This window comes from Staphylococcus sp. HMSC34C02, from assembly GCF_001838705.1.
GTDB classification, from domain to species: domain Bacteria; phylum Bacillota; class Bacilli; order Staphylococcales; family Staphylococcaceae; genus Staphylococcus; species Staphylococcus borealis.
In genome coordinates this window covers 198,672-225,485 of the sequence record NZ_KV838566.1, presented here as the reverse complement: position 1 = coordinate 225,485, position 26,814 = coordinate 198,672, and the positions used below count along the sequence as shown (strand labels likewise).

Here is a 26,814-nt window from a genome sequence, read left to right as displayed (position 1 = left end):
CTATCTAAGAACTACTTTACAAGACCGCGGTTCGTCCCAGCCCCCTAGGCAAGCGTCGCAACCAAAGAATATTATCCATCCAAGAGCCGCTTTAGAGACAGCACCCCAGGAACGCGAAGCAACTTAAGTGAGTGAATATTTATCTAAGAACGTCTCTATAATATTCCAAGTTTAAAATTTTCCTACAAGAACTATGTACAGAAAAAAAGGGGAGTGGGACAGAATTCTTTTAAATTCGTTGTCCCACCCCCGCAAGGGTGACTAGAACTGAGAAAAGCTTTGTTAAAGCGCCCTCTCAGTTCAGTCAGCTACTGCGAATTTGCAAAATAGCTGCATTATATTATTTATGTCCCGAACTCCTAAATCTTGTTGATGATATTTTATTTTTCTTCAATATTGCCATATTCTTCCCTTAAGTCATATACTTTATCTGGTGTAACGTCTTGTCCAAGTGGGTCTAAAACTTTCATCGTAGAGAAAGTATGAAGTACTTGACCTCTTATCATACCTAAATATTCTTGTCTTAATTGATGTTGTTCTTGTTTTTCTTCAACGCTCAAACTTTCAACTTTTTCTTTATTTGCTAATTGATTAATTCTATCTAGTAATTCTCTCATTATTTATTCCTCCTAATTTGTATGTGCTGGGAAGTGGGGTACAATATACGTTCCAACTTCTTCTATGAGTTCTTCGATATCACGATCATCATTTGTAAATCTTAAGATAATATGATTTGTATTAATTGATTCATAAGCTTTTAATATTTGTAATAAATTTTTACGTCCAGTACGGAAACCACCTTTGATCGGTTTAACGGTTTCATTTGGATTTCGGGATAAATTAATCATTAAGATATTCATAAATGGTTTGAAGCGGTCAGTACCACTGTGCCAAGCTTCAACTAATTTCTTTTGATCTTGAAAAGGTTGGGCGTAAAATAACCAGCCATCCATATTTTCTTGAAGCCAAGCCATTGAGTGTTTTGAATATCCGGTACCAAACATTGGAATTGTATGATGTTTTGGCAATGCTTGTAACCCTGAATCCTCATATAATTCAAAAATTGAATTTGAAATATTGGGAGAATGTGATTGCCAAAGTGCTCTTAATGATTGAATGGTTGTTTGATAACGTTCTGTTAATTCACTTTCATCTACTTTAAATGCAGGGAATTCGAAAGAACGATCGCCGGTAGCCATACCGAGTAATAAACGTTGATTGGAAATGAGATCAAGTGAGGCTGCTGATTTAGCAAGGTGAATAGGATGTCGTAAGGTTGCTACGGTACTACCCGTACCTAGTGCAATCTTAGAGGTAAAGGCACTCAGATAGGTTAAAAAGACGAACGGATCATAATTCGTTGTAACCTTACCTAAATGAGGACTGTACAGTGGATTATCTCTCACAGATAAACTTGTAAACCCCAAAGACTCCGCTTTTTGAGCGAGTCTCACTTGCGCATCAAAATCTATATTATTTTGTTGTTTATTATCAAATGGTATGGATAAACCTAGCGTCAATTTATTATTTTTGAACGTTCGTTTAAATCCCTTATGTTCATCGATATCTGACATGTCTTCCCCTCCTAACGCAATTAATATTAAAACAACATGTATTACTTAACTAACACTTGTTGCATAAATGTAATATACGCCCTATTTGATTAACATGCAACATACATGCTTATGAAACATGTTGTTTAGACAACAATGCTCAGTATTTGTTGATTAGATTAGCTTTTTCCATAAAAAACTTCCAAGGCTATGCCTCAGAAGTTGAATTATAAGTGTGTTATATGATGAATTAAGAAAGGTAAATTTTTATCTATAAAAGCTTCAGCTGAAAGTGAACTTGTATCGAGCCAATGTCGGGCGAGACCACATAATCCTGAAGCTAGAAAGCTCGCACTGTTAACGAGTATGTCAATATCCTGTTCAGGATAGCTATTGCGAAGCATACTGGTAAAAATATCCTCTAATTCATTATTGATACGTTGATGGGCTTGGTTACAGAACGTTTCACTATTCATCTTGCATGAATCTTGTACTTCAACCATATAATTGGCAATAGATATAAATAGATTAGTAATGACGGCTTCATTAATCATATCAGAAATAGCTAACGTGTCATTTAGATCTTTCAGAATCGTTTCAGATAAAGTGTAATCGAGAATATCATATTTATCTGTAAAATGTGCGTAGAAAGTAGCACGGTTGACTGTAGCACGTTCAGTAATATCTTTAACCGTTATTTGTGACATCTTTTTCTCACGGGAAACCTCTTGAAACGCGTCTACCAGTAGTTTCTTTGTTCTAATAATACGCGGGTCTACCTTAGTCGTAGTCATTATAGGCACCTCCCTTATTGACTTATTACTTACATTAAATTATCTGTCGAAAAGAGAGGGTTGTCAAAGTTCACGCTTGTTGGTTATTTAAGCATTTCTTTAATTTGTTTTGTAGCAAGTCGTTGTTTTTGATCGTTAATATAATTTTCAAGTTGTTTCTCAGACGCTTTAGGATGTGATTGTTTATACGCTATCATTTTATTTTGCAGTTCTTTTTTAATTCTATTTTGTGATTTTGATGATGCCATTTGATTTTTTTGAAGTTGCTTTGCTTGTTTTGCATCTAGTACGACCCATGTATCATTAGGTACTGTAACAATCGATGTTTGTTTGATAAGTTCTTTTTTATTGTTTCCAAAATCAAACAAATAACGGTAGAAGTCGTTTTTCCAAGTCCAATATGTTTTAACTGTCGCTTGGTCTACATCTGCTGTTCTATAGAAAGCGTGTTTCTTTATTGAATCTGATAAATCTTCTTTACTAGTACTAGGTTTAAAATGTGCTGATGGTTTGTCATCATTTTTATTTTCTTTATAAACCATGACATAATTATAAGAATTGTTACCTATTTCATTCGCAATTAACATGTTTGTAGGAGATTTTGTTGAGCCAGCAGAATAAATTTGTTTTTCGGGTTCAGTGATTGTTTCTTTCTCCATACCAAAATGATGCGTCATGTTTGCAACAATGCCAATGATTAATGCTGTAAATAGAACGGTGAATAATGAACCGGTAACATAACGTGTTAGGCGATGTGGAATCAGTGTCCATGATGCAAATACGGCAATAGTTAGAATAATAAGTATAATCATTTAATTCTCCTCGCTTTCTGAATGATTCATTTTCAAGAAAGGAACGATGATTAATCCAATGACTGCAAATGCTACGCCAATTAAAAACGCAGTATTAAAACCATCAATAGATGCGTGTTGGGCATGTTCGGCATAAAGTAATGGATTTGCATCTTTTAAATTTTTAGCTGGCATATGGTTGTTAATCATATTTTGCGTAATAGATGTTAGCAATGCGACGGCTATAGAAGATGCAACTTGTCTAGCAGTGTTGTTTGCTGCTGTACCGTGTGTACCCATTTTAGTTGGCAAGGCATCCATCGCATTTGTTGTTAAAGGCATCATAATTAAAGCCACACCAAACATCCGTATTGAATATAAAACTAAGATAAGCGACGGTGATGTCGTATCCGTTAAAAAGCCAAACGGTAATGAAGCTAATGATAAAATTAAGAATCCAACAAAAGCGAGTCGTTTGATGCCAATTTTATTATAAAGTGCACCAGAAATAGGCGAAATAAACCCTAACATTAAAGCACCTGCAAGTAAGGTTAAACCAGACTCAAATGGTGAAAAACCATGAATATTTTGTAAATAAGTAGGTAGCATCATTTCCACACCATACATAGCCATTGTCACAACGATAAGGCCAATCGCTGCAATGACAAAGCCTTTGGATTTAAATACACGTAAATCTAAGAACGGGTCATCTAATTTAAACTGACGCATACAGAACCATCCGATAAGAAGGACGCTAATGATAAGCGGTAGTATGACATAACTAATACTTCCCCAACCCTCGCTAGAAACATTTGAAAAGCTCCATAAAAATAAACCAAATCCTAAACTGGATAAAATAAGTGACCAAATATCTAGTTTAATCTTTCTATTTGGTATGACATCTTTCATAAAAATAAAACTTAATAAGAAAGCAATGACAACTATGATAATTGGAATCACAAAAATATTGCGCCAAGAATCACTGATTGTTAGACCAAGAATGATATGATCTTTATTTAATATCCAACCAGCAAATGTTGGTCCAAGTGCTGGCGCTAATCCAACGGCTAAACCACTCAACCCCATCGCAGTACCACGTTTGTTTGGTGGAAACATGTTAATGATGATGATTTGCATCAAAGGCATCATTAAACCAACAGCGATTGCGGTAACAATTCGACCAATTAAGAAAATAATCCAACTATCACTATTCGACGGTGCCATTGCAGTTAGTATTAAACCAATTAATAAAATGGCATATGCAATAACGTGTAACCATTTCGTTGAAAAACGAGTAGCTAAGTAGGCAGATAATGGAACCATTATGCCGTTAGCTAATAGAAACCACGTAGTTGCTTGTTGTGCAGTACTAAAATCAATATTAAAATCTTTCATTAATGTAGGTAGTGCTGTGCCTAATGATGTTTGCATTAAGGCGCCTGCAAATGTTGCAAGTAAAATGACAACCATAATCATCAATTTATTATAAGGTTTGCCATGTTCATCTAAGTCAAATGTAGTATTTATATTCTCTGACATAATAAGCCTCCTTTAAAAGTACGAACTTAATGTAACAACTTTCGAAGCGAAAAAGGAGAACAAAATAAAATATAATGTTTAAAATAATACACTATGTATCAAAATGTATTATAATACGATGCGAAAGGGTGATGAGATGGCTTATAGTAACAAAACACAATTGACGCAACGTCTACTTAGAGAAGCACTAATCAATTTATTAAATCACAAGCATTTTGAAGCAATTACAATTAATGAAATTACTCAAGAAGCGTATGTAACAAGAAGTACATTTTATAGATATTATGATGATAAATATGAATTGTTATCGGAAATTGAAGATGATGTTTTAAACTTTATTAAAACACAAAGAGAATTTAATGTAGAAAATGAAGATATTTTAGATGTGGGTAGCATCGCAAACTTATTCAAAGCGATTGATCCGTATTCAGAAGTATTAAAGGTATTGTTGACGAATGAAGGTATTCTAAGTTTCAAAATGAAAATTAGAAATGTAGTGTCTAAGCGTTTCGAATTTATAAATCATATTTCACAGGGCTCGAATCTTAAAAGAGAATTAGGTAAAGAATATTTAATAACGATCATTGTAAATACCTTTGAATATTGGTCAAAACATAAAAATGAAATCAATGTTGATGAAATAGCGCAATTTATTGTCGAAGTATATAAAGGTGGTATTTTTAATGCGTTAGATTTGAAGAAAGAGGATATTGAGCGATTAAAACAATAAATGATTACATTTTAACAGGTCTCTAAGATTGAAAATAATGGATAAAAGCGACTATAAGAAACGAGTTTCTACTATTATAATAGTCAATTTTGTTCATTATCTAGTCAATTAGTCTGATTATAAGCAAAGTATACACTTTCTTGTCGTGATGTTTGATAATATACAGAATAATAATGAATTAAAAAGGAGAGCGATGTTTGAAACAATTTATCAATGTAGTTATGACTATACTGATATGTGTAGGTATCGGTGTATCCGTAACTTATTTAATTCGTGAAATTGATATTCAACCATCTCAAATGTCTTTAAATGATGATAATCAATTTGGTGATTGGAAGCGTGATGGACGTTTGACGCATGGTTATGGCACATATAATCATGGTTTAGAGTTTGAAGGCAATGACAAACATTATGGTAATGATTATGACTTACCTGAAGATACTGAAGTGCTAGCAGCAACAGATGGCGTTGTCACCAAATTATTTGAAGATGAATTAGGTGGTAAGGTCTTACAAATCTCAGAATCAAACGGGCAATACCATCAATGGTATATGCATTTAAATGATTTCGAGGTAACTCAAGGTCAACAAGTTAAAGCCGGAGATGTGATTGCTTTATCAGGTAATACAGGTGAACAGACAACAGGGTCACATTTACACTTTCAAAGAATGAAAGGTGGTATAGGCAATGATTATGCTGAAGACCCACAACCTTTTATTGAGCAACTGCCCGAAGAAGAAGAAAGTTTATTTAATATTTAATACGTCAAACGAAATGGATGGTATAAAAATCTGAAGCCTACGTCGTGTTTCAGGTTTTTTTAGTTTCAACATTGCCTGTCATATCACAAAGGGTAAATGTTTGGATATAAGGATTATCATTAAATGTTACTTTTTAGAGAAAAAAACAAAAATAATATTCTGAAAATTTAGAATTTATGATATAGTAAAATCTATCATTACTTATAGACGTGATTGCCATGAGGAGATGTTGAAACATCATAGCAATAACTCATAAGTAGGTTGATCAATTTAATAAGTGTGCAGAACAGACAACAGGAGGTTTTTTACATGACATCAACACTTAGAGAAATAGGCGTTAAAGATTTTACATTTAGAGTGCTATCGGGCGTAGCTATAGGTATCGTGGTGGGCTTAGTACCCAATGCCATTTTGGGAGAAATCTTTAAAGCGTTAATGCATCATCATCCATTTTTTGGGACATTGTTACATGTTGTACAAGCAATGCAATTTACAGTGCCAGCTTTAATCGGCGCACTCATTGCGTTGAAATTTGACATGACACCATTAGCCATTGCAGTGGTTGCTTGTGCCTCTTATGTAGGTAGTGGAGCCGCACAATTTAAACATGGTGCCTGGGTGATTGCTGGTATCGGAGACTTGATTAATACAATGATAACAGCAACGATTGCTGTATTATTCATCTTATTAATTGAAAAACGTGTCGGCAGTATGGCGCTCATTGTATATCCAACGATTGTAGGTGGATTGTCAGCTACAATTGGCGTATTCATTTTGCCATATGTACACATGATTACAACTGGCATTGGTAATATGGTTAATAGCTTCACAGAATTACAACCTGTATTAATGTGTATGCTTATTTCTATGGTCTTCAGTTTTATTATTATTTCACCGTTATCAACAGTTGCGATAGCTATTGCAATAGGGATTACAGGTCTTGCGGCAGGTTCAGCATCTATTGGTATTTCAGCTACTGAAGCAGTATTGCTTATTGGTACTAGCAAAGTGAATCGAGTTGCAGTACCGATTTCTATATTCTTTGGTGGTGTGAAAATGATGATGCCTAATATGGTTAAATATCCAATCATCATGTTACCAATCCTTATAACTGCTGGTATATCAGGAATTGCAGGAAGTTTGATTGGTATTGCAGGAACGAAGGAATCGGCAGGATTTGGTTTCATTGGTATGATTGGTCCAATTAGTGCTTTTAAATTTTTACATATTGATTCTGCCTTAGTGAGTGTCTTACTCATTATTTTAGGATTCTTTGTTGTACCATTAGTAACTGCATTTGTTTTAGATATTATTTTCCGAAAAGTATTACGTCTATATACCAACGACATATATAAATTTATGGGTTAACGTCCTATTAAATAGGAATTGATAAAGTGTTGAATATCGCATTTTATCAATTCTTTTTATTTACAAAGATTGAGAAAAAATAGAAATAAATCGTGTTACAATAAAAATGAAATGATACGTTATAAAAAGGGTGAATGGTTAATGGCTAATAAAATCGAAAAACTAGCACTAAAGACAGCAGAACTTACAAGACAAACACATGATTTGGGTATTCCCATTATGATTTTATTTGAAGGGGTCCCTGCCTCTGGAAAAACACGCTTATCAAATGAATTATTACTTAACTTTGATGCGAAATATACACATTTTATTGCAACACAGTCACCTCAAAAGGATGATTTAAGATATCAATTCTTACAAAAATATTGGAATACATTACCTAAAAAGGGTGATATCAATGTTTACTTTAGAAGCTGGTACTCTCATTATTTAGATTATCGAGAGAATGAAATTAAGCATGATAGATACAAAAACTATGATGTCTTAAAAGAACAAATTGCGTCTTTTGAAGATATGTTAATCAAAGATAATTATGAAATCATTAAATTCTTTATTGAAATTAATGAAGATAAAAGACAAGAACATATTAAGCAAACGAAAGAAAATCCATTAATGCGTTGGAAAGTTCAAGAATATGGCAGTGTCTTATCAACAGAAACATATTTAGAGAATATGCATCAATTTATTAAACAAGATCAACAATGGCAGATTATTGATTATACAGAACGACAATCAGCAATCGAAAAAATGTATGAACACATTATACAACGTTTAGAACAAGCCATTGCCAAACATCATGCGCAAGATAATGAACGTGATGGTGACTTTACTGAGCACTTTAGTACCAATATGTTTGATATCGAAGTAGATAAAGTATCCAAAGAAGCATACAAATCATTGATTAATGAATTACAAAAACGCATGCGAGAAATACAATTCGCATTATATGAGCGAAAAATCCCACTCATTCTTGTGTTTGAAGGCATGGATGCAGCCGGCAAAGGTGGTAATATCAAACGTATTAGAGAAAAGCTTGATCCAACTGGTTATGAAGTCAATGGCATTAGCGCACCTACTGACGTTGAATTAAAACATCATTATTTATGGCGCTTTGCAAAAGATATGCCACGAAGCGGACACATCGAGTTATTTGATAGAAGTTGGTATGGCCGTGTATTAGTTGAGCGTATTGAAGGATTTGCAACAATCAATGAATGGCAACGTGCTTATGAGGAAATTAATGCATTTGAAAAGATGTGGACAGATGAAGGTGCAATTATCTTAAAATTCTTCCTTACTTTAGATAAAGACGAACAGTTGAAGCGTTTTAAAGATCGTCAAAATAACGTCGATAAACAATGGAAAATCACGGATGAAGATTGGCGTAATCGTGAAAAATGGGATTTATACGTCGAGGCAAGTCATGACATGGTTAAAAAAACACATACAACCTATGCACCATGGTTAGTTGTACCCGCCGACCATAAGAAAACATCAAGAATAGAAATTATGAAATATATTATTCGTAAATGTGAAAAAGTATTATGGGGCGTTAAAGATTATGAATGAATATGATTAAATAATAGGAACCAAGAAACGTTAGAAAATCATAGCGTTTCTTGGTTTTTTTAAAGTTATATAGATAAATTGAATAGTTCGGAGTTGTTAGAAATATTACGGGATTGTAACAAAACGGCAATTTGTAATATTACAGATAATGTAAAACAGTTGTAAATTTCTTAAAAAAGTATTGTAAATCCTTATTTCATAATGAAATTTTAAACTATTTGTTCAAAAATAATTGTTACAAAGCGAATTATTTATATTTCAATGTTACAAAACAAGGTGTCTATTGTAATTTTTTGTAAGAAAAGCGTAATACTACTGGCGTTTTTTTATGATATAGTACTTATTGTCAAAAGTTAAACACAGAGCAAAACACAATAACTAAAGAATATAACATAGCGAAAATATAAACTAATTTTTTTGGAGGAATTTTTTATTATGAAAAAAACAGTAATCGCGTCGTCATTAGCAGTAGCTTTAGGAGTAACAGGTTATGCATTAACTACAGATAACAGTGCACATGCATCTGAATCAACTACTAATTATGCACAATTAGCTAACTTAGCTCAAAACAACCCATCTGAATTAAATGCACACCCAGTACAAGCTGGCGCATACAACATCTCATTCGTTAAAGATGGTTTCAAATATAACTTCACTTCTGATGGTCAATCTTGGTCTTGGAATTACACTTACGTTGGTGGTGCTGACACAGTAGCAACTACACAAGCTGCTCCAGCTGCTCAATCAACTGATTACTCAGCTTCTTACAGCAACGAAGCATCATCTCAATCAGTAAGCTCAAACCAACAATCAAGCAACACTAGTGTTAGAACAGTTTCTGCACCAACAACTACTTCATACTCAGCTTCATCAGCTTCAACTGGTGGATCAGTTAAAGCTCAATTCTTAGCTAACGGTGGTACTGAAGCTGCTTGGAACGCTATCGTAATGCCAGAATCAGGTGGTAACCCTAACGCAGTTAACCCAGCTGGTTACAGAGGTTTAGGTCAAACTATGGAATCATGGGGTACTGGTTCAGTAGCACAACAAACTAAAGGTATGATTAACTACGCTAACAGCCGTTACGGTTCATTAGATGCAGCAATTGCATTCCGTAATAACAACGGTTGGTGGTAGGATTTACTCAGATAACTGGATAGCACATCGAGTTATCGAGGAAAGAGGTCGACATGATGGTCGGCCTCTTTTTTGTATTTTAATAGACACTGTAGCATAACGTTTACCGATGAGGTTTATAGGGAAGATATTAGAACAATTATTATGTCGAAAGTGTTGAATGTTATGTCATTATGGAAAGTATTGAAATTAGGCTTAATACATAGTGTGTTCTGGACAACTACACAATTATCAATATCTCATTTGATGTTACGATGCCCGTCATCCTTCTTTGTGAAATATGATAAGGTTTTTACAATATGGTCGTGGGAAAAGAATGGCGCTTTATGGAATACACTATTGCGTATTAATAAGTGGAAACGCTTCATTCCTGAAGGTGCTATATTCAATCATCATATTTATAATAAAAAGAGACTAGCTTCTTTTAAATTAGAAGACATACATATAATGATTGTAGAAATGCGTCGGGCAGAACTTGTGCATTGGTTATCAATGATACCAGTAATTATTTTTGTAAAAGCGCCTAAATATATACAATTTATCAATATGAGTTATGTTATTTGCGCTAATTTACCGATTATACTGACGCAACGTTATAATCGTCCAAGATTAGAATTGTACTATCAACGCAGAGTGAAACGGAGTGAATAGACTTGTCACATAAAAACATTATCGTTATCGGCGGTGGATTAGGCGGTATATCAGCTGCGATTCGTCTTGCACAAAGTGGTTTTAATGTCACACTTTACGAGCAAAATGATCACATCGGTGGTAAAGTCAATCGACTTGAAGCAGACGGATTTGGTTTTGACTTGGGTCCATCTATTTTAACGATGCCATGGATATTTGAAAGATTATTCAGCTATAGTAAGAAACAAATGAAAGATTACGTTACGATTGAACGCTTACCTTTACAATGGCGTAGTTTCTTTACAAATGGCAAAGTTATAGATTTATATGAAGATTTAGAACAAATGGGCCTTAACAACAGTCAACTCACGAATGAGGATATCAAACAATTGTACCAATTTATGGATTATGCAGCGCATATTCATCGTTTCACTGAAGAAGGTTATTTCGCACTTGGGCTTGATACGGTTTCGGAAATTATCAAATATCAAGGTCCATTGCGTTCAGTCAAAGGTGTGGATTACTTCTCAACAATGCAACAAGCCATCAATCGTTACGTCGAAAAGCCAGAGTTAAGAGATATGCTAGGTTATTTCATTAAGTATGTTGGTTCGTCATCTTATGACGCACCAGCCGTGTTAACAATGTTAATCCATATGCAATATGAACAAGGGTTATGGTATGTCAAAGGTGGCATTCACCACCTTGCACGTGCATTAGAGCGATTAGCTGTTGAAGAAGGTGTGACAATTCATACTGGCAAAGATGTACGTAGTATAGATACGTATTTTAATCATGTCACAGGCGTTAGATTAGATGATGGTTCACATGTAAGTGCTGATTACATCGTTTCTAATAGAGAAGTCATACCAACTTATCGTGACTTACTACACTTTTCAAATAAGCAATTAGCGCAATTAGAGAAGGTTTATGAGCCCGCAGCGTCCGGATATGTTATGCATTTAGGTGTAGACAAAACCTATCCTCAATTGGCCCATCATAATTTCCTTTTCTCTAATGATTCAAAGCGTAATTATCGAGAAGTGTTCCATGACAAAGTCTTACCACAAGACCCAACCATTTATTTAGTAAACTCGAATAAATCCGATCCGGCGCAAGCGCCAAAAGGGTATGAAAATTTAAAAGTGTTACCACATATTCCGTACATTCAAGAGCAACCATTCACTGAAGAACAATATAATGAATTTCGAGCACGTGTCTTGGATAAATTAGAGCGTATGGGGCTTACAGATTTACGCCAGCATATTGTATATGAAGATATTTGGACACCGCATGATATTGAACAAACCTATCACTCGAATAAAGGTGCCATTTATGGGGTAGTGGCAGATAAGAAGAAAAATAAAGGATTTAAGTTTCCTAAACAAAGTCAATACTTTGATAATTTATTCTTTGTCGGAGGATCCGTTAATCCTGGTGGTGGAATGCCAATGGTGACGTTAAGTGGTCAACAAGTCGCGGATAAAATTAATGCACTTGAACGTGCGCTTACGAATGATTCAAAGGATTAGAGGTAATACAAGTATGACAAAATTAGCGTCACTGCTTCATGGAAGTATAGGTTTATCGTTAGTCAGTGGTTATTTAATGTATAATCGCCGGCATCTATTGTCATTTGATGAGACACATATAGGAGACTTTAGACAAAGCATAAGTGTGGTCATTCCAGCGCGTAATGAAGCAAAAAGATTGCCAAAGTTATTACATAGTTTGTCACAACAGTCACTACAAGTTGAATGTATCGTCATGGATGATGATTCAAATGATAGCACTGCTGAAATTGCGCGAAAAATGGGCGCAAACGTGTATAATGTGACATATGATAGCCATGAGCCTACATGGGTTGGTAAGTCATATGCATGTTATCAAGGTGTTGACCACACAACATCAGACATCATTGTTTTTATGGATGCAGATGTAACATTACAAAATGATGATGCATTAGAAGCAATGATTCAGACCTATGCACAACAACATTATCGTGGTTTACTAAGTATTCAACCGTATCACAGTGTGCGGAAACCGTATGAACACTTATCGGCAGTGTTTAATCTAATGACAATTGTAGGTACAAATACATTTTCAACTTTAGCTAAAGCAAAGGGTGATGCATTGGCATTTGGCCCGGTAACCGTCATGAACAAAGCGGATTATATTAAGACACAAGGTCATAAAAATGCTGCGTCACAAATCATTGAAGGATTTGCTTTAGGCAAAGCGTTTCAACGTTGCCAGTTGCCAGTGACTCAATTTGAAGGTCAGGGTTACGTTAATTTTAGAATGTACGAATCAGGCGTTCAAACGCTCGTAGAAGGATGGACGAAGCACTTAGCGGTAGGTGCATCGTCAACACAACCGCATATTATGATGTTAATCATGTTATGGATGATAGGTAGTATCACTTCATTCAGTGCATTCATACTCAGTTTATTTAAACAAGGATTGTCATTTAGACGAGCGCTACTATCTTATGGCTTGTATACACTACAATTCAGCCGTTTACATCGTAGAGTAGGTAATTTTTCGATTTTAGTCTTGATTTGTCATCCGATATTATTTTTAGTGTTTATTTTAATTTTTATCAATTCATTTCGTCACATCCATTACACAAAACAGGTAAAATGGAAAGGACGACGATTTAATATTAAATAATATTTAGCAGGGGGTTCTCCATGAGCACATTAGAAGAAAATTATCAATATTGTCATCAAATTATGAAAGATTACTCTAAGAGTTTCTCATATGCTTTTGATATGTTACCTGAGCAACAGCGACGCGCAATATGGGCAATTTATGCTGTTTGCAGAATCGTTGATGATAGTATCGATGTACATCAAGACGTGGATTATTTACATAAGATTCATCGTGATGTTGAATCTATTGAACATCAAACAATAACGACATTTGAAAGTGATGCACGCATTATGACGGCTTTTGCTGATGCAGCGACACATTTCCAAATGAATTACCAAGCCCTCTATGACTTAATTGACACCGTAGAAGCCGATCAACACTTCGAGATGTTTGAAACAGATCGTGGTCTACTCGATTATTGTTATGGGGTAGCAGGAACAGTTGGCGTATTACTGATTCCTATTTTGGCAACACCACCGTCAGACGAAGCTTATGCGTATGGTAAGCAATTAGGTGAGGCGCTTCAACTAACGAATATACTACGTGATGTTGGTGAAGATTATCGAAACGGGCGTATTTACTTTAGTAAAGCACGCTTAAATGAGTTTAATGTTTCAATTGCAGATGAAATGGAACGCGATCAACCCTCTGACAATTACATCAAAATTTGGGAATTCTATGCAACACTAGCGGATAATAACTACGATATGGTATTGAATCATCTCGATGTTTATAATGAAGAATCTCGTATGATTATTGAGTTAGCAGCTCAAGTCTATCGCGGTATACTAACTGAGGTACGTAAATCATCATATTCATTGAAAGAACGCGCATATGTTTCTAAATGGAAAAAACATAAAATCTACCGCAACTTAAAGAAAAAATATAAAGATTAGGTGAGATGTATGAACATAGCAGTAGTAGGTGCTGGTGTTACCGGCTTAGCAGCTGCCGCACGATTGGCCGCGCAAGGTCATCAAGTAACCATTTTTGAAAAGAATGAACAAGTCGGTGGCCGTATGAGTCAATTTAAGAAGGATGGTTTTATCTTCGATATGGGACCGACCATAGTGATGGTTCCAGATGTTTATAAAGCAGTATTTGAAGAATGTGGCAAACGTTTTGAAGATTATGTCGATATGAAACCACTCACACATATTTTTGATATCTATTTCTCAGATAAAGATAAAGTAAGTGTATCGACGGATTTGGCACAACTAAGCCAGACGCTAGAAGATATAGAGCCAGGCTCAACGCAAGGGTTTATGCAGTTTTTAACGGATATATATAAACGTTATGAAGTAGCGCGTAAATATTTCCTTGAGCGCACGTTCCGTAAGCCAAGCGAATTTTATAATCCGTTAACGTTATATCGTGGACTTAGACTGAAGACGTTTAACAATGCGAATCAATTAATAGATAATTATGTATCTAATGAAAAAATACGCAAGCTACTTGCATTTCAGACATTATATATCGGTATTGATCCGAAACAAGGTCCATCAATTTACTCTATTATTCCGATGATTGAGATGGTTCATGGCGTCCATTATATCAAAGGTGGCATGTATGGCTTAGCCCAAGGCTTATTACAGCTTGGTCATGACTATGGTGTCAATGTTGAACTCAATGCAGACGTGCAAGAGATCATCATTGATCCTAAATTTAAGCGTGCAGATGGCTTACGCGTTAATGGTGATATTCGACGTTTCGATAAAGTACTATGTACAGCTGACTTCCCATATGTGGCACAACATCTCATGCCTCAGCACGCGCCATTAAAGCGCTATTCTCCTGAAAAGGTGGAGAACATGGATTATTCATGTTCAGCATTTTTAATTTATGCAGGTATTAATCGTCAATTACGTGATAAATTGCATGTCCATAACGTGGTATTTGCTAAAGATTTTAGAGGTAATATTGATGATATCTTCAGTGGAAAGATGCCAGAGGATCCATCATTATACCTTTACTTCCCATCTGTGGAAGATGAAGCATTAGCACCTGAGGGTCAGACAGGCATGTACGTATTGATGCCAGTCCCAGAATTAAAAACAGGCCAAATTGACTGGCATGACCCTACAATAGTCGAGAAGGCGAAAGACGTTATCTATAACAAACTTGAAACGATTGAAGCACTTAAAGATGTCCGTCAAGATATCGTATCTGAAACGGTTTTTACAGCACTTGATTTTGAGCAACGCTACAATGCTAAGTTCGGTTCAGCATTTGGACTCATGCCAACGCTGACACAAAGTAATTACTACAGACCAGCCAATGTTTCAAGAGACTACAAAGACTTATACTTTGCAGGTGCAAGTACACATCCGGGTGCTGGTGTACCAATCGTTCTAACGAGTGCTAAAATTACGGCAGAAGCAATGCTTGAAGATATTAATCATGGTGTATAATCTCCATAAATTAAATGAATCAGAAAATTATAAATATTGACAATCATTATTGAACTGATACAATGAATATTAATTCAATAGACTTATCCAGAGAAGTGAAGGGATTTGGCCCGATGAAACTTCAGCAACAGACTTAAAAGATAAAAGTACTGTGCTAATTCCAAAGAGGTATACCTCAAAGATAAGTGTCATAGTTATAACTAAGCTATATGTCACTCTCTTTTGAGCGTGATATATAGCTTTTTAATTTTGTAAGGGGGTAAATCATGACAATTTCAAATAAGCTAGCGCATATTCCAGATAGTTACTTTGGTAAGACAATGGGACGTAAAGTTGAACATGGTCCATTGCCGTTAATCAATATGGCAGTGGGTATACCGGATGGTGAAACGCCTAAAGGTATTGTTGATCATTTTGCAGAAGCAGTTCGAATTCCAGAGAATCAAAAGTATGGTGCCTTTCATGGTAAAGCATCATTTAAAGAAGCGATTGTTAATTTTTATCAACGCCAATACGGTGTCACGTTAGATAAAGAAGACGAGGTGTGCATACTTTATGGTACAAAGAACGGTTTAGTGGCATTACCGACATGTATTGTTAATCCTGGAGAGAATGTGTTGTTGCCAGATCCTGGTTATACAGATTATCTCGCTGGTGTCTTGCTTGCTGATGCCAATCCAGTACCACTTAATTTGGACCCACCAGATTACTTGCCAGATTGGCGCAAAGTAGATGCACAAACATTAGCGAATACGTCATTAGTTTATTTAACTTACCCAAATAATCCTACAGGTTCAACGGCCACTAAAGCGGTATTTGATGAAGCAATTCAAAAATTTAAAGGTACGCAAACAAAGATTGTTCATGACTTTGCATATAGTGCTTTTGGTTTCGATGCTAAGAACCCGAGTATACTCGCTTCTAAAGATGCAAAGGAAGTAGCCATTGAAATTTTTTCATTGTCAAAAGGGTATAACATGTCAGGTTTCAGAGTAGGCTTTGCGGTAGGGAATAAAGACATGATACAAGCACTAAAGAAATATCAGACACATACGAATGCGGGTATGTTTGGTGCCCTTCAAGATGCAGCAGCGTATGCGTTGAATCATTATGATGCCTTTTTGGATCAACAAAATGACACATTTAAACGACGTCGTGATGCTTTTGAGAAACGATTAAAGGAAGCAAATTTACCATTTGTGCATTCTAAGGGTGGTATCTATTCATGGCTTCAAACGCCACCGGGTTACGATAGTGAATCGTTCGAACAATATTTATTAAAAGAGCAGTCCATCCTAGTAGCACCAGGTATTCCATTTGGAGAAAATGGGCGTCATTATGTGCGCATTTCTTTGGCACTGGAGGATGATGTATTGACTGAAGCGGCGAATCGACTCGCATCGTTATCTAATTTGTATAACGTATAACACTAAGACGAACATGAGAAAGGATGATAAATAATGACTAGAATAAAAATGATGAGTGTACGTGATGAAGATATTCCTTATATTGAAGAATGGGCAGAACAGCATAAGGTTGAAATAGAATTAAACAAAGAGATATTGACGGAAGATAATGTGGATAGTGTTCAAGGATTTGATGGGTTATCTTTATCTCAACAACATCCAATATCTGAAGACGTATTTGCGAAACTTCAACGTTTCGGGATTAAACATATTGCGCAACGTAGTGCTGGGTTTGATACGTATGATTTAAATTTAGCTACACAATACGGCATCATTATATCTAATGTTCCATCTTATTCACCAAGTTCCATTGCAGAGTTTGCCGTGACACAAGCAATTAATATTGTTAGAAATCAAAATGACATTCAACGTAAACTTCAAGCATATGATTTTAGATGGGAACCTTCAATCTTGTCACGTTCAATCAGTGATTTAACTGTTGCAGTTATCGGAACTGGACGTATTGGTTCCATTGCAGCAAGAATCTTTGCCAAAGGGTATGGTAGTCGTGTTGTTGCCTATGATCCATTTCCAAATGAGCAAGTTGCACAGTATGTTACGTATAAAGAAACATTAGAAGACGCATTGCAGGATGCTGATATTGTCACAGTTCATATTCCAGCAACAAAATATAATCCGCATCTTTTTAATGAAGCATTATTTTCTAAATTTAAAAAAGGCGCTGTATTTGTCAACGCGGCTAGGGGATCAATTGTAGATACACGAGCATTGCTAGATGCCATTGATTGCGGACACATTAAAGGTGCTGCGTTAGATACATATGAGCATGAACGTGGATTATTCCCTGGAGATTATCGTGATAAAGTAATTAATGACGATTTATTAGATGAATTAATTGCTAGAGAAGATATCTGGTTAACACCGCATATCGCGTTTTATACTGATGCGGCAGTTAAGAACTTGATTGTGGATGCACTCGATGCAGTCCTTGACGTGTTGAATACAGGGACGACGCAATTAAGAGTGAATTAAAAAAGGAGTTAGACGTGGCACACTGAATGTTTTGTAACCCCAGCTTGATTAGCTTGTAGCATTTCATTCAGAAATACGTTTTGCAGGGGTTTGCCACGCCTAACTTCTTCTATTTCACTTTTCGAATTCGCCTAAATCCTAAGCGCTTTTGTCCGGACCTTATTGACGGCCTACCAAAAGCAGGATTTTTGTCGAAAAACTCAAAGCTCGACAAAACTTGAGAAGCAGTTTTGCTCACTTTTCGAATTCGCCTAAATCCTAAGCGCTTTTGTTCGGACCTTATTTTACATCGTAGCCTTGATCTTCAATGGCTTCTTTCATTTGTTCAACTGATACTCTGTCTTCGTCATAATCGACGCGAACTTGATGTTTGTCTAAGTCTACTTCAGCTGAAGTAACACCATTTAATTTAGCTAGTGCTGATTCCACTGCGTTTCTGCAGTGGTCGCAACTCATACCTTCAACATTCATTACTTTATTAATCATAATGATCACCTCCGACGTTCTTAATAGTATATACCCATATTTTACTCCTTTTTAATAAACAAAGAAATAAAATAGAAATGCTTCAAAATTATAGTTTCATTCGTCTTAGTCGTAAAGCGTTACTTACAACACTAACTGAACTTAAGGCCATTGCAGCGCCAGCTATCCATGGTGCAAGTAATCCCATTGCTGCAATAGGGATGCCTGCAATGTTATATCCAAATGCCCAGAATAAATTTTGTTTAATGTTGCGAATGGTCTTATGACTCGCGTGGATGGCTTTAGGTACTAACTGAATATCGCCTCCTAGAATGGTGATATCTGCAGCTTCTATCGCTACTTCAGTGCCCGTTCCCATTGCAATACCAATATCTGCTTTAACCAGTGCAGGGGCATCATTGATACCGTCACCTACCATAGCAACGTTATGCTGCTGCTCTTGTAACTGCGTGATATGTTGTGCCTTATCTTGTGGTAGAACTTCGGCAATGACTTGGTCAATACCAACTTCATTGGCAATTGCACGTGCAGTTCGTTCATTATCACCAGTTAGCATAACCGTTTTAATATGCATAGCTGATAGTTGTTGGATGGCGTTTTTGGCGGAAGGTTTAACTGTATCTGCAACAGCAATCATGCCCTTAAGTTTACCACCATATGCAATTAACATTACGGTCTGACCATCAGCTTCCATATGTGTCATCTTCTGTTTCATCGTATCTATGTTGATGTGATGTGCGAGCATCAATTTTTTGTTGCCGACAAGTAACTGAGTCCCATCGATCATCGCTTGTATACCGTGGCCTGGTAATGTTTGATAGTCAGTGACGTCTACCAATTGCACACGTTGTTGTTCAGCATAGTTAACAATTGCAGTAGCTAAAGGGTGTTCAGAGTTCTTTTCAGCGGAGGCCACTAAAGATAGTGTATCTTCATCCCCATCTAAATAAGTAACTTCTGGTTTACCATGAGTCAATGTGCCTGTTTTATCGAACACAACCGTATCAACTTGATGTGTGCGTTCGACATACTCGCCACCTTTGAATAAAATACCATTTTCAGCAGCGCGACCTGTACCAACCATGATAGACGTTGGTGTCGCCAATCCAAGCGCGCATGGACAAGCAATAACTAAAACTGATATCGCAGCAACGAGTGCATCCTCAAATTGACCAGGATGAACGATGGTAATCCAAATGAGGAAAGTTAATAATGCGATAGCAATTACAATTGGCACGAAATAGCCAGATATGATATCAGCTAAACGTTGAATAGGTGCTTTAGAACTTTGAGCTTCTTCAACGACTTTAATAATGTTAGAAAGGGCAGTATCCTTTCCAACTTTAGTGGCTTTAATTGTAATTACACCATTTGTATTTATCGTTGAACCGATTACTGCATCATCAACCTGCTTATCAACGGGCATGGATTCACCAGTCAACATTGACTCATCTATAGCGGTTTCACCTTTGATGATTTGACCATCAACCGGTATCTTTTCACCTGGTTTAATTAACAAGATATCATTCACATTAACTTGATTCAGAGGTACCATTTGTTCGATGCCATTGTCATCAATGAGGCGTGCCTCTTTTGCCTGTAAATTCAGTAATTCACTTAATGCATGTGTTGTTTGCGATTTAGCGCGTGCCTCTAAGTATTTTCCGAAAAGAATTAACGTGATCAGCACAGCACTTGTCTCAAAATATAGGTGAGGCATATGTGTCGAACCGGCTAACCATTTGATCATTTCATAAATACTGTAAAAGTAAGCAGCGCTAGTGCCTAATGCGACAAGCACATCCATGTTAGCGCCACCGTTGCGCAAGTTCTTATAAGCGCCAACATAGAATTGCCAACCAATGATGAATTGGATAGGTGTTGCAAGTATAAATTGGAACCAAGGATTCATTAAGATATCTGGTAAATGCATATTAAAGAGATGAACGAACATTGTCATGAGTAACGGTAATGCCAGAATCGCTGAGATGATTAATTTGTTTCGCTTATGTTTCAATGCGCGTTGTTTGCGTGTAGCTTGATCTTCTTCAGTTTGTTTAGGTTGTGCATCATAACCTAGCTTTCTAATACGTTCTATTAAAGTATCTAAATCGGTTTGACCGGGATAGTAAGCTACCGTGGCTTGCTCAGTCGTTAAATTGACAGATGCTTGTTTGACACCTGTAGTTTTATTTAATACTTTTTCAATACGATTTGAACAAGCAGCACAGGTCATACCACTTATATCTAATTCAGCTTTATCTATGACTACATCATAGCCAAGCTTTTGAACGGTCGAAACGAAGTCATTGATTTCATAGTCATTTGAATCATATTCGATTGTCGCCTTTTCAGTCGTTAAATTAACCTGTGCGTTAACATTATCCATTTTGTTTAATCGCTTTTCGATACGGTTAGAACAGGCGGCACAAGTCATACCGGTAATATTCAATGTAGTATGTTGTTTATTGCTCATTAGGACACCTCCATTACAATTCATACATAATATACCCCCTTAGGGTATTCAAGTCAATGCTTCTGTTCTGCTTTTGAATAAAAAAGTGCCCTCCAAAGTGTTCATTTTTCAATGTCTACTTTGAAGGACACATATCAAGTCTATATCTTAGACTACAAGTGTATATGAGCAGTCGTGGACTGAATTCAACATGCACTTGAATGTCTTCTTATTGCCAAAATATCATTCTATTGTGTCGATGATATCGTTATTTTAGAAAAAATCAGATGGTTTAAAATGGTCTAAATTTAAATCTTTATAGTTATTAAAATCAAAATTGGATATATTTTGAACTAATTCGCCATTTTTAGCTTGATTGTAATAATAGTTCGCTTCGTTCATTACATCATGATCTTGGAAGGTCTTTACAATACCAAGTATGATTAGTAATGCAATAATACCTTTAAATAAACCTCGCATAGCGTCGCACTCCTTTATCTGTATGTTCTCGTTAGTGGCTTAAGTTATATCTTTAATAGAAGTTTAATTTAATTATATAAGGTTTCGTACTAAAATGCATGAGACCAAGGAACTGACTTCTCATCATTCTAAAGTTGTAATGAAATGGGACGTTGATAAACAGATAATCACTTTGTTTCAAATGCGACATTAGTGGGAACGGTTAAGTAAATGGATAAGGAGTGGTAACGAATGAATTTATTAGAATTTCATAAGCAAATTAAAGGCTATACTCAAGATCATCAACCAGGTACTGAGAAAGATATGAATCCTAGACCAATTTCAGAGCTAGATGACTATAAAGCAGCAGGTAAACTGCAAGGTAAAGTTGCATTAATTACTGGTGGTGACTCAGGTATTGGTCGTTCTGTTGCGATATTATTTGCTAAAGAAGGCGCGGATGTAGCAATTGGTTATTACGATGAGCATGAAGATGCTGAGGAAACCGTTCAACGTTTGAAAGACATCGGTGTTAAAGCTAAAGCGTATGCACATGATTTAAAAGATGCACAGCAATCTAAAGATTTAGTGCAACAAGTGGTTCAAGACTTTGGCGGATTAAATATTCTAGTAAATAACGGTGCTGTTCAATATCCACAAGACCATTTTATGGACATAACGCCGGAACAATTTAAAGAGACATTCGAAACTAATATATTTGGTATGTTCTTCTTATCACAAGCGGCCGTTCCATATTTAAGAGATGACGATACGATTATAAACACAACAAGTGTAACAGCATATCGTGGTTCAGGTCATTTAATTGATTACGCTTCAACTAAAGGCGCGATTGTTTCATTTACACGATCATTAGCTACAACACTAATGGAGAAAAATATACGCGTCAATGGTGTAGCGCCAGGACCGATTTATACACCATTAATTCCAGCTACCTTTGATGAAGACAAAGTGGAAAATCAAGGTGGCAATACGCCAATGGGGAGACGTGGACAACCTGCAGAACTTGCGCCAGCCTATGTGTTCCTTGCAACAAATGCAGATAGCTCATATATCACAGGCCAAATTATTCATGTTAATGGTGGCGACTATATTACAACGTAAATGGAAGTTTTATCATATTTAATGTCTAGGATGTCATGGTTATGGTCTGGGACATATATAATCTAATAATGCTATTTTGGAAATTCGCCATGGCTGACTGAACTGAAAAGACACTTAAGCCATGCATTTCACAGTTCTAGCTGGGCCCCAGCAAAGAGAATGTCACCAAGAAATACTACAAGCAAAGCAAGCTGGGAGTGGGGCCCCAGCAAAGAGAATGTCATTAAGAAATACTACAAGCAAAGCAAGCTGGGGTTGGCGACGTTTTTAAAAAGAATGTTGTCTCACTCCCGGCTTTTTGGTTGTTAGACATAAAGTCTGCATTTCTTTAATGGAAAGGGAATTTCAGTGCAAAAGCATCTTGATTCGTTTAAACTTTATGATAATAATTGAAAGAAGGTGAGTGAGTACGATGACAGAGAAAGATAAAATGTTAGCACATCAATGGTATGATGCGAATTTTGATAATGATTTAGAAGCAGAACGTATACGAGCTAAAGATTTATGTTATGACTTTAATCACACACGCCCAAGTGATGATAGCAAACGACAAGCAATCTTAACTGAATTATTTGGTGCCCAATTAGAGCATATTACAATTAATAGTCCCTTCGATACAGATTATGGGTGGAATGTTAAATTAGGTAAGAACATCTTTGTTAATAGTAATTGTTACTTCATGGATGGAGGTGGCATCACGATTGGTAATGATGTATTTATAGGTCCGTCTTGTGGTTTCTATACTGCCCATCATCCATTAACGCCTAAAGAACGTAATGCAGGTTTAGAGTTGGCCCAGCCTATCACAATTGGGAATAACATTTGGTTTGGTGGCAATGTTGTAGTTACACCTGGTGTAACGATTGGTGATGGCTCAGTTATTGCAGCAGGAAGTGTAGTGACAAAAGATGTACCACCGAATAGCCTAGTTGCGGGCATGCCTGCTAAAGTAATAAGAGAAATTGATGAAAGAGATGCCCCTAAATAGTCATGGCATCAATCAGGTATAGATAACCTTTGAGTCGTCCAGTGGCTCAAAGGTTTTTCTATCTAAAAAAATAATATACAAAACGCATTATTTTAATAATATATAATATAAATAAATGATATAATATGTTTAGACTGTATATTGGTGTTCATCTCCATACATACTTAAGAATCAAAATGTAATTCAACACATTCATTTTATGACATCAACTTAAGAGAATGAAATACAACTTAGAAAGGAAAATGAATATGGCACTGAAGACATTTTTACAAAATCAAAGTCGTCGTAAATTTAAATTTATAACGACGCCTTTACAAAGAAGAAATAACTCAGCTTATACACGTAAAATAATGCGTTATGCGCACAATTATGAAGCGAATAAAGTTAAACAACACGATATTCTATATCAAGTAAGAGATGGGAAGAGTATTACAGATAGTCCATATGCTATCTTTAAACGTTTGATTCATCATCCCAAATATCGTAAATATACGCATAAATGGGTCGTCGACACTACCGAAACGTTAGAATTTTATAAAAAGAAATTTGAGAAATATAAAAATATTGAATTCGTGATTAAAGAATCTCCAGAGTATTTAAGGGCACTAACCGAATGTAAGTATCTAATTAACAACTCAACGTTTCCAGCCTATTTCATTAAAAAGCCTGATCAAATTTATGTGAACACATGGCATGGTACGCCACTCAAATATATGGGTCTAGATCTTGAAAATGGCTTACGTGGTTCGCAAAATATTATTAAAAACTTTTTATCGAGTGATTATATCATAAGTCCTAATCGCCATACGTCAGACATTTTTGAAAGGGCATTTAGATTGGACAATATTTATGGTGGGCAAATTTTAGAAATTGGGTATCCAAGAATCGATCTTACATTGAATAGTGATTCAAAAATGCTTATTAATGAATTAAGATCATACATTGATATTACTGATGAGAAAGTATTGTTATATTGTCCTACTTGGAGAGGGGATGATGTCAACACGCCTGAGGAAAGTTTAAATCATATTGTCGAAGAAGTTGAAAAATTAAAACATCATCTCGATTATCAAGTATTAGTAAAGGTACATCCATTTATTTATAAAAAAGCAATTAAAAATGAAGCACTAAAACCTTATCTTATTCCGGATTATTTTGATACAAATGAAATATTAACATTTGTTGATTTAATGATAACGGATTATTCAAGTATCTTCTTTGATTATTTAGTCACAAATAAACCCATTGTCTTTTATACACCTGACTACGAAGCATATCAATTTGAAAGAGGAATGTATATCAATGCTCAGGATTTACCGGGACCGGTTGTGCATACCATTGATGATGTTGTGCAAGCGATACAACAAAAAACATATCAATTAAGTAAGGTGCAACATAACTATCAAACGTTCAAAAATACGTATGCGTATCTAGATGATGGAAATGTTACTGACAAGGTGATTGAGCGCGTATTCACCTCAAAACATAAACGTAAAAAGAAAAAGAAATGTGCTAAAAAACGACTATTAATTTATCCTGGTGGGATGAAAAATAATGGTATTACCTCTTCTGTTATCAATTTATTAGAGAATATTGACTACAATCAATATGACGTTACGCTATTTACGAATCGAAGTAATAATGAAGAAATCTTGAATAACCTGAATAATGTTAACCAAAATGTAAGAATTATTTTAAGAGTTGGTCCATTAGCAGCGTCGTTAAAAGAGACGTATAAAGTAGACTTCGTCAGACAACGAGGGCTAATAAGTGCATTAGAACGTTTCTTATATCCAAAACATGTATATGAACGTGAGATGCGTAAAATATTAGGTGAAAGTCAATTTGATTATGCGATAGATTTCAGTGGGTATTCTATGTTTTGGGCGAATCTTATTTTAGCTACGACTGCTAAACGTAAATTGGTCTACCTTCATAGTGATATCAAAGCGGACATGGAGAAAATCGTCAACGGTGTGAAACCGCATTATCAAAATTTAAAAGGTTTGATCACATTGTATGATCAATTTGATAAACTGGTATGTGTTTCTGATGCATCAAAAGAACAAAATATGCACAATATTGCTAAAAAAGCATTAAATAAGAAATTTGTAGCGTCAAGAAACACGATTAATTTAAGTAAAATATCGCAATCCATGTTAGATAATGCTGACCAATTTGAGAAAAATAATGTACCGGTGCTCGTCGGTGTGAATAAAGGGAAAGTGACGTCGGTACCTTTTAAAGAGGATGATTTTAAAATTGTGTCGGTTGGCCGTTTATCACCTGAAAAAGGGTTTGATTTATTAATTGAAGCGGTTGGCAAGGTTATCGTGCATTATCCTAATACGAAATTATATATTATGGGAGAAGGTCCATTAAGACATAAATTAGAACAACAAATTCGTAAGTTGAAGTTAGAACAACATGTCTTTTTATTAGGACAACGAAAAAATCCATTCTATATTATGAAACAAGCGGATGTTTTATCGTTAACGTCTTATTATGAAGGCCAATCAATGGTTCTACTTGAAGCACTATCACTTGGTATGAATGTATTGGCATCGGATATCATTGCGAATCGTTATGTATTAAACAATGGTAAGTATGGGATGTTAGTGAGTCATGATGTCAATGATATTAAGCACGGCTTAGAGCGTTTTATCAAACATCAAACACCCAATTATGAGACGTTTAACGCTCAAGAATACAATCAATTAGCGATAGAAGAGTTCTATAACCTTCTAAAATAATCAGTAAATACAATATCTATTGAACTTAAAAATTCCTAATCCTAAAAGCATTTGAATGTGTAACAATCATGATTGGGATAAAGTAAGTAATAATTTCATGGGGTTAATAGAACGATAAGAAGGGAGTGGGACGACGAATTCAAAAGAATTCTGT

At 35.6% G+C, this 26,814-nt stretch carries 23 protein-coding genes and 1 riboswitch; of the genes, 15 read left to right on the top strand and 8 right to left on the bottom strand.

Features of this window, described 5'->3' with window-relative positions; genetic code table 11:
* Nucleotides 1–380 precede the first annotated feature (380 nt).
* From HMPREF3239_RS03860 to HMPREF3239_RS03840, 5 genes are all read right to left on the bottom strand, one after another.
* Nucleotides 381–617, bottom strand: a complete 237-nt coding sequence (locus tag HMPREF3239_RS03860) for a DUF896 domain-containing protein (protein ID WP_070854771.1) — start codon at nt 615–617, stop codon at nt 381–383.
* A 12-nt stretch (nt 618–629) separates the two neighbouring features.
* Nucleotides 630–1,574, bottom strand: a complete 945-nt coding sequence (locus tag HMPREF3239_RS03855; protein WP_070854770.1) for an LLM class oxidoreductase — start codon at nt 1,572–1,574, stop codon at nt 630–632.
* 206 nt (nt 1,575–1,780) lie between these two features.
* Nucleotides 1,781–2,347: a TetR/AcrR family transcriptional regulator gene (locus HMPREF3239_RS03850; RefSeq protein ID WP_070854769.1), complete on the bottom strand. Its 567-nt coding sequence runs from the start codon at nt 2,345–2,347 to the stop codon at nt 1,781–1,783.
* Between the two features lie 83 nt (nt 2,348–2,430).
* On the bottom strand, nt 2,431–3,159 hold the full coding sequence (locus HMPREF3239_RS03845) for a DUF4811 domain-containing protein (protein ID WP_070854768.1): 729 nt from the start codon (nt 3,157–3,159) through the stop codon (nt 2,431–2,433).
* Complete coding sequence (locus HMPREF3239_RS03840) at nt 3,160–4,677, bottom strand: MDR family MFS transporter (RefSeq protein ID WP_070854767.1); 1,518 nt, start codon at nt 4,675–4,677, stop codon at nt 3,160–3,162.
* A gap of 136 nt (nt 4,678–4,813) precedes the next feature.
* On the opposite strand from HMPREF3239_RS03840, the gene HMPREF3239_RS03835 reads away from it, so the two are divergent.
* The 12 genes from HMPREF3239_RS03835 (at nt 4,814) to HMPREF3239_RS03780 (ending at nt 18,397) form a co-directional block, all read left to right on the top strand.
* Entirely contained in the window at nt 4,814–5,407 is a 594-nt protein-coding gene (locus HMPREF3239_RS03835; RefSeq protein ID WP_053028869.1) for a TetR/AcrR family transcriptional regulator, read from the top strand.
* A 197-nt stretch (nt 5,408–5,604) separates the two neighbouring features.
* Nucleotides 5,605–6,168: a M23 family metallopeptidase gene (locus tag HMPREF3239_RS03830; RefSeq protein ID WP_070854766.1), complete on the top strand. Its 564-nt coding sequence runs from the start codon at nt 5,605–5,607 to the stop codon at nt 6,166–6,168.
* 309 nt (nt 6,169–6,477) lie between these two features.
* Nucleotides 6,478–7,536, top strand: coding sequence for a PTS sugar transporter subunit IIC (locus HMPREF3239_RS03825; RefSeq protein ID WP_070854765.1), 1,059 nt, complete (start codon nt 6,478–6,480; stop codon nt 7,534–7,536).
* A gap of 141 nt (nt 7,537–7,677) precedes the next feature.
* Complete coding sequence (locus HMPREF3239_RS03820) at nt 7,678–9,105, top strand: phosphate--AMP phosphotransferase (RefSeq protein WP_070854764.1); 1,428 nt, start codon at nt 7,678–7,680, stop codon at nt 9,103–9,105.
* Nucleotides 9,106–9,540: 435 nt separating this feature from the next.
* Nucleotides 9,541–10,242 carry an aggregation-promoting factor C-terminal-like domain-containing protein gene (locus HMPREF3239_RS03815; RefSeq protein WP_053028866.1) on the top strand — a complete coding sequence of 234 codons (702 nt, stop codon included), beginning with the start codon at nt 9,541–9,543 and terminating at the stop codon, nt 10,240–10,242.
* A 165-nt stretch (nt 10,243–10,407) separates the two neighbouring features.
* On the top strand, nt 10,408–10,893 hold the full coding sequence (locus tag HMPREF3239_RS03810; RefSeq protein ID WP_070854763.1) for a glycosyl-4,4'-diaponeurosporenoate acyltransferase CrtO family protein: 486 nt from the start codon (nt 10,408–10,410) through the stop codon (nt 10,891–10,893).
* 2 nt (nt 10,894–10,895) lie between these two features.
* The gene (locus tag HMPREF3239_RS03805) at nt 10,896–12,404 is read left to right on the top strand and encodes a phytoene desaturase family protein (protein WP_070854762.1); all 1,509 of its coding nucleotides are present in this window, start codon (nt 10,896–10,898) and stop codon (nt 12,402–12,404) included.
* 13 nt (nt 12,405–12,417) lie between these two features.
* On the top strand, nt 12,418–13,545 hold the full coding sequence (locus HMPREF3239_RS03800; protein WP_070854761.1) for a glycosyltransferase family 2 protein: 1,128 nt from the start codon (nt 12,418–12,420) through the stop codon (nt 13,543–13,545).
* A 20-nt stretch (nt 13,546–13,565) separates the two neighbouring features.
* Nucleotides 13,566–14,423, top strand: coding sequence for a phytoene/squalene synthase family protein (locus tag HMPREF3239_RS03795; RefSeq protein WP_053028862.1), 858 nt, complete (start codon nt 13,566–13,568; stop codon nt 14,421–14,423).
* Nucleotides 14,424–14,432: 9 nt separating this feature from the next.
* A complete protein-coding gene (locus tag HMPREF3239_RS03790) occupies nt 14,433–15,938 on the top strand; it encodes a phytoene desaturase family protein (RefSeq protein ID WP_070854760.1) in 1,506 nt (501 codons plus the stop codon).
* An 80-nt stretch (nt 15,939–16,018) separates the two neighbouring features.
* A riboswitch (SAM riboswitch) is annotated at nt 16,019–16,126 on the top strand.
* A 78-nt stretch (nt 16,127–16,204) separates the two neighbouring features.
* Nucleotides 16,205–17,365 (top strand): aminotransferase class I/II-fold pyridoxal phosphate-dependent enzyme, encoded by a 1,161-nt coding sequence (locus HMPREF3239_RS03785; RefSeq protein ID WP_070854759.1) that lies wholly within the window; start codon nt 16,205–16,207, stop codon nt 17,363–17,365.
* 33 nt (nt 17,366–17,398) lie between these two features.
* Complete coding sequence (locus HMPREF3239_RS03780) at nt 17,399–18,397, top strand: D-lactate dehydrogenase (RefSeq protein WP_070854758.1); 999 nt, start codon at nt 17,399–17,401, stop codon at nt 18,395–18,397.
* A gap of 279 nt (nt 18,398–18,676) precedes the next feature.
* Here the strand turns inward: HMPREF3239_RS03780 and copZ are convergent, their stop codons facing one another.
* The 3 genes from copZ to HMPREF3239_RS03765 form a co-directional block, all read right to left on the bottom strand.
* The gene (gene copZ, locus HMPREF3239_RS03775) at nt 18,677–18,883 is read right to left on the bottom strand and encodes a copper chaperone CopZ (protein WP_053028858.1); all 207 of its coding nucleotides are present in this window, start codon (nt 18,881–18,883) and stop codon (nt 18,677–18,679) included.
* Nucleotides 18,884–18,971: 88 nt separating this feature from the next.
* Nucleotides 18,972–21,359, bottom strand: coding sequence for a heavy metal translocating P-type ATPase (locus HMPREF3239_RS03770; protein WP_070854773.1), 2,388 nt, complete (start codon nt 21,357–21,359; stop codon nt 18,972–18,974).
* Between the two features lie 252 nt (nt 21,360–21,611).
* Nucleotides 21,612–21,818: a hypothetical protein gene (locus HMPREF3239_RS03765; protein WP_053028857.1), complete on the bottom strand. Its 207-nt coding sequence runs from the start codon at nt 21,816–21,818 to the stop codon at nt 21,612–21,614.
* Nucleotides 21,819–22,049: 231 nt separating this feature from the next.
* Between HMPREF3239_RS03765 and HMPREF3239_RS03760 the strand changes: the two genes are divergently transcribed.
* From HMPREF3239_RS03760 to HMPREF3239_RS03750, 3 genes are all read left to right on the top strand, one after another.
* Complete coding sequence (locus HMPREF3239_RS03760; protein WP_070854757.1) at nt 22,050–22,919, top strand: SDR family oxidoreductase; 870 nt, start codon at nt 22,050–22,052, stop codon at nt 22,917–22,919.
* 412 nt (nt 22,920–23,331) lie between these two features.
* Nucleotides 23,332–23,907, top strand: coding sequence for a sugar O-acetyltransferase (locus tag HMPREF3239_RS03755; RefSeq protein ID WP_070854756.1), 576 nt, complete (start codon nt 23,332–23,334; stop codon nt 23,905–23,907).
* 248 nt (nt 23,908–24,155) lie between these two features.
* Nucleotides 24,156–26,660, top strand: coding sequence for a glycosyltransferase (locus HMPREF3239_RS03750; protein WP_070854755.1), 2,505 nt, complete (start codon nt 24,156–24,158; stop codon nt 26,658–26,660).
* The last annotated feature ends 154 nt before the right edge of the window (nt 26,661–26,814 follow it).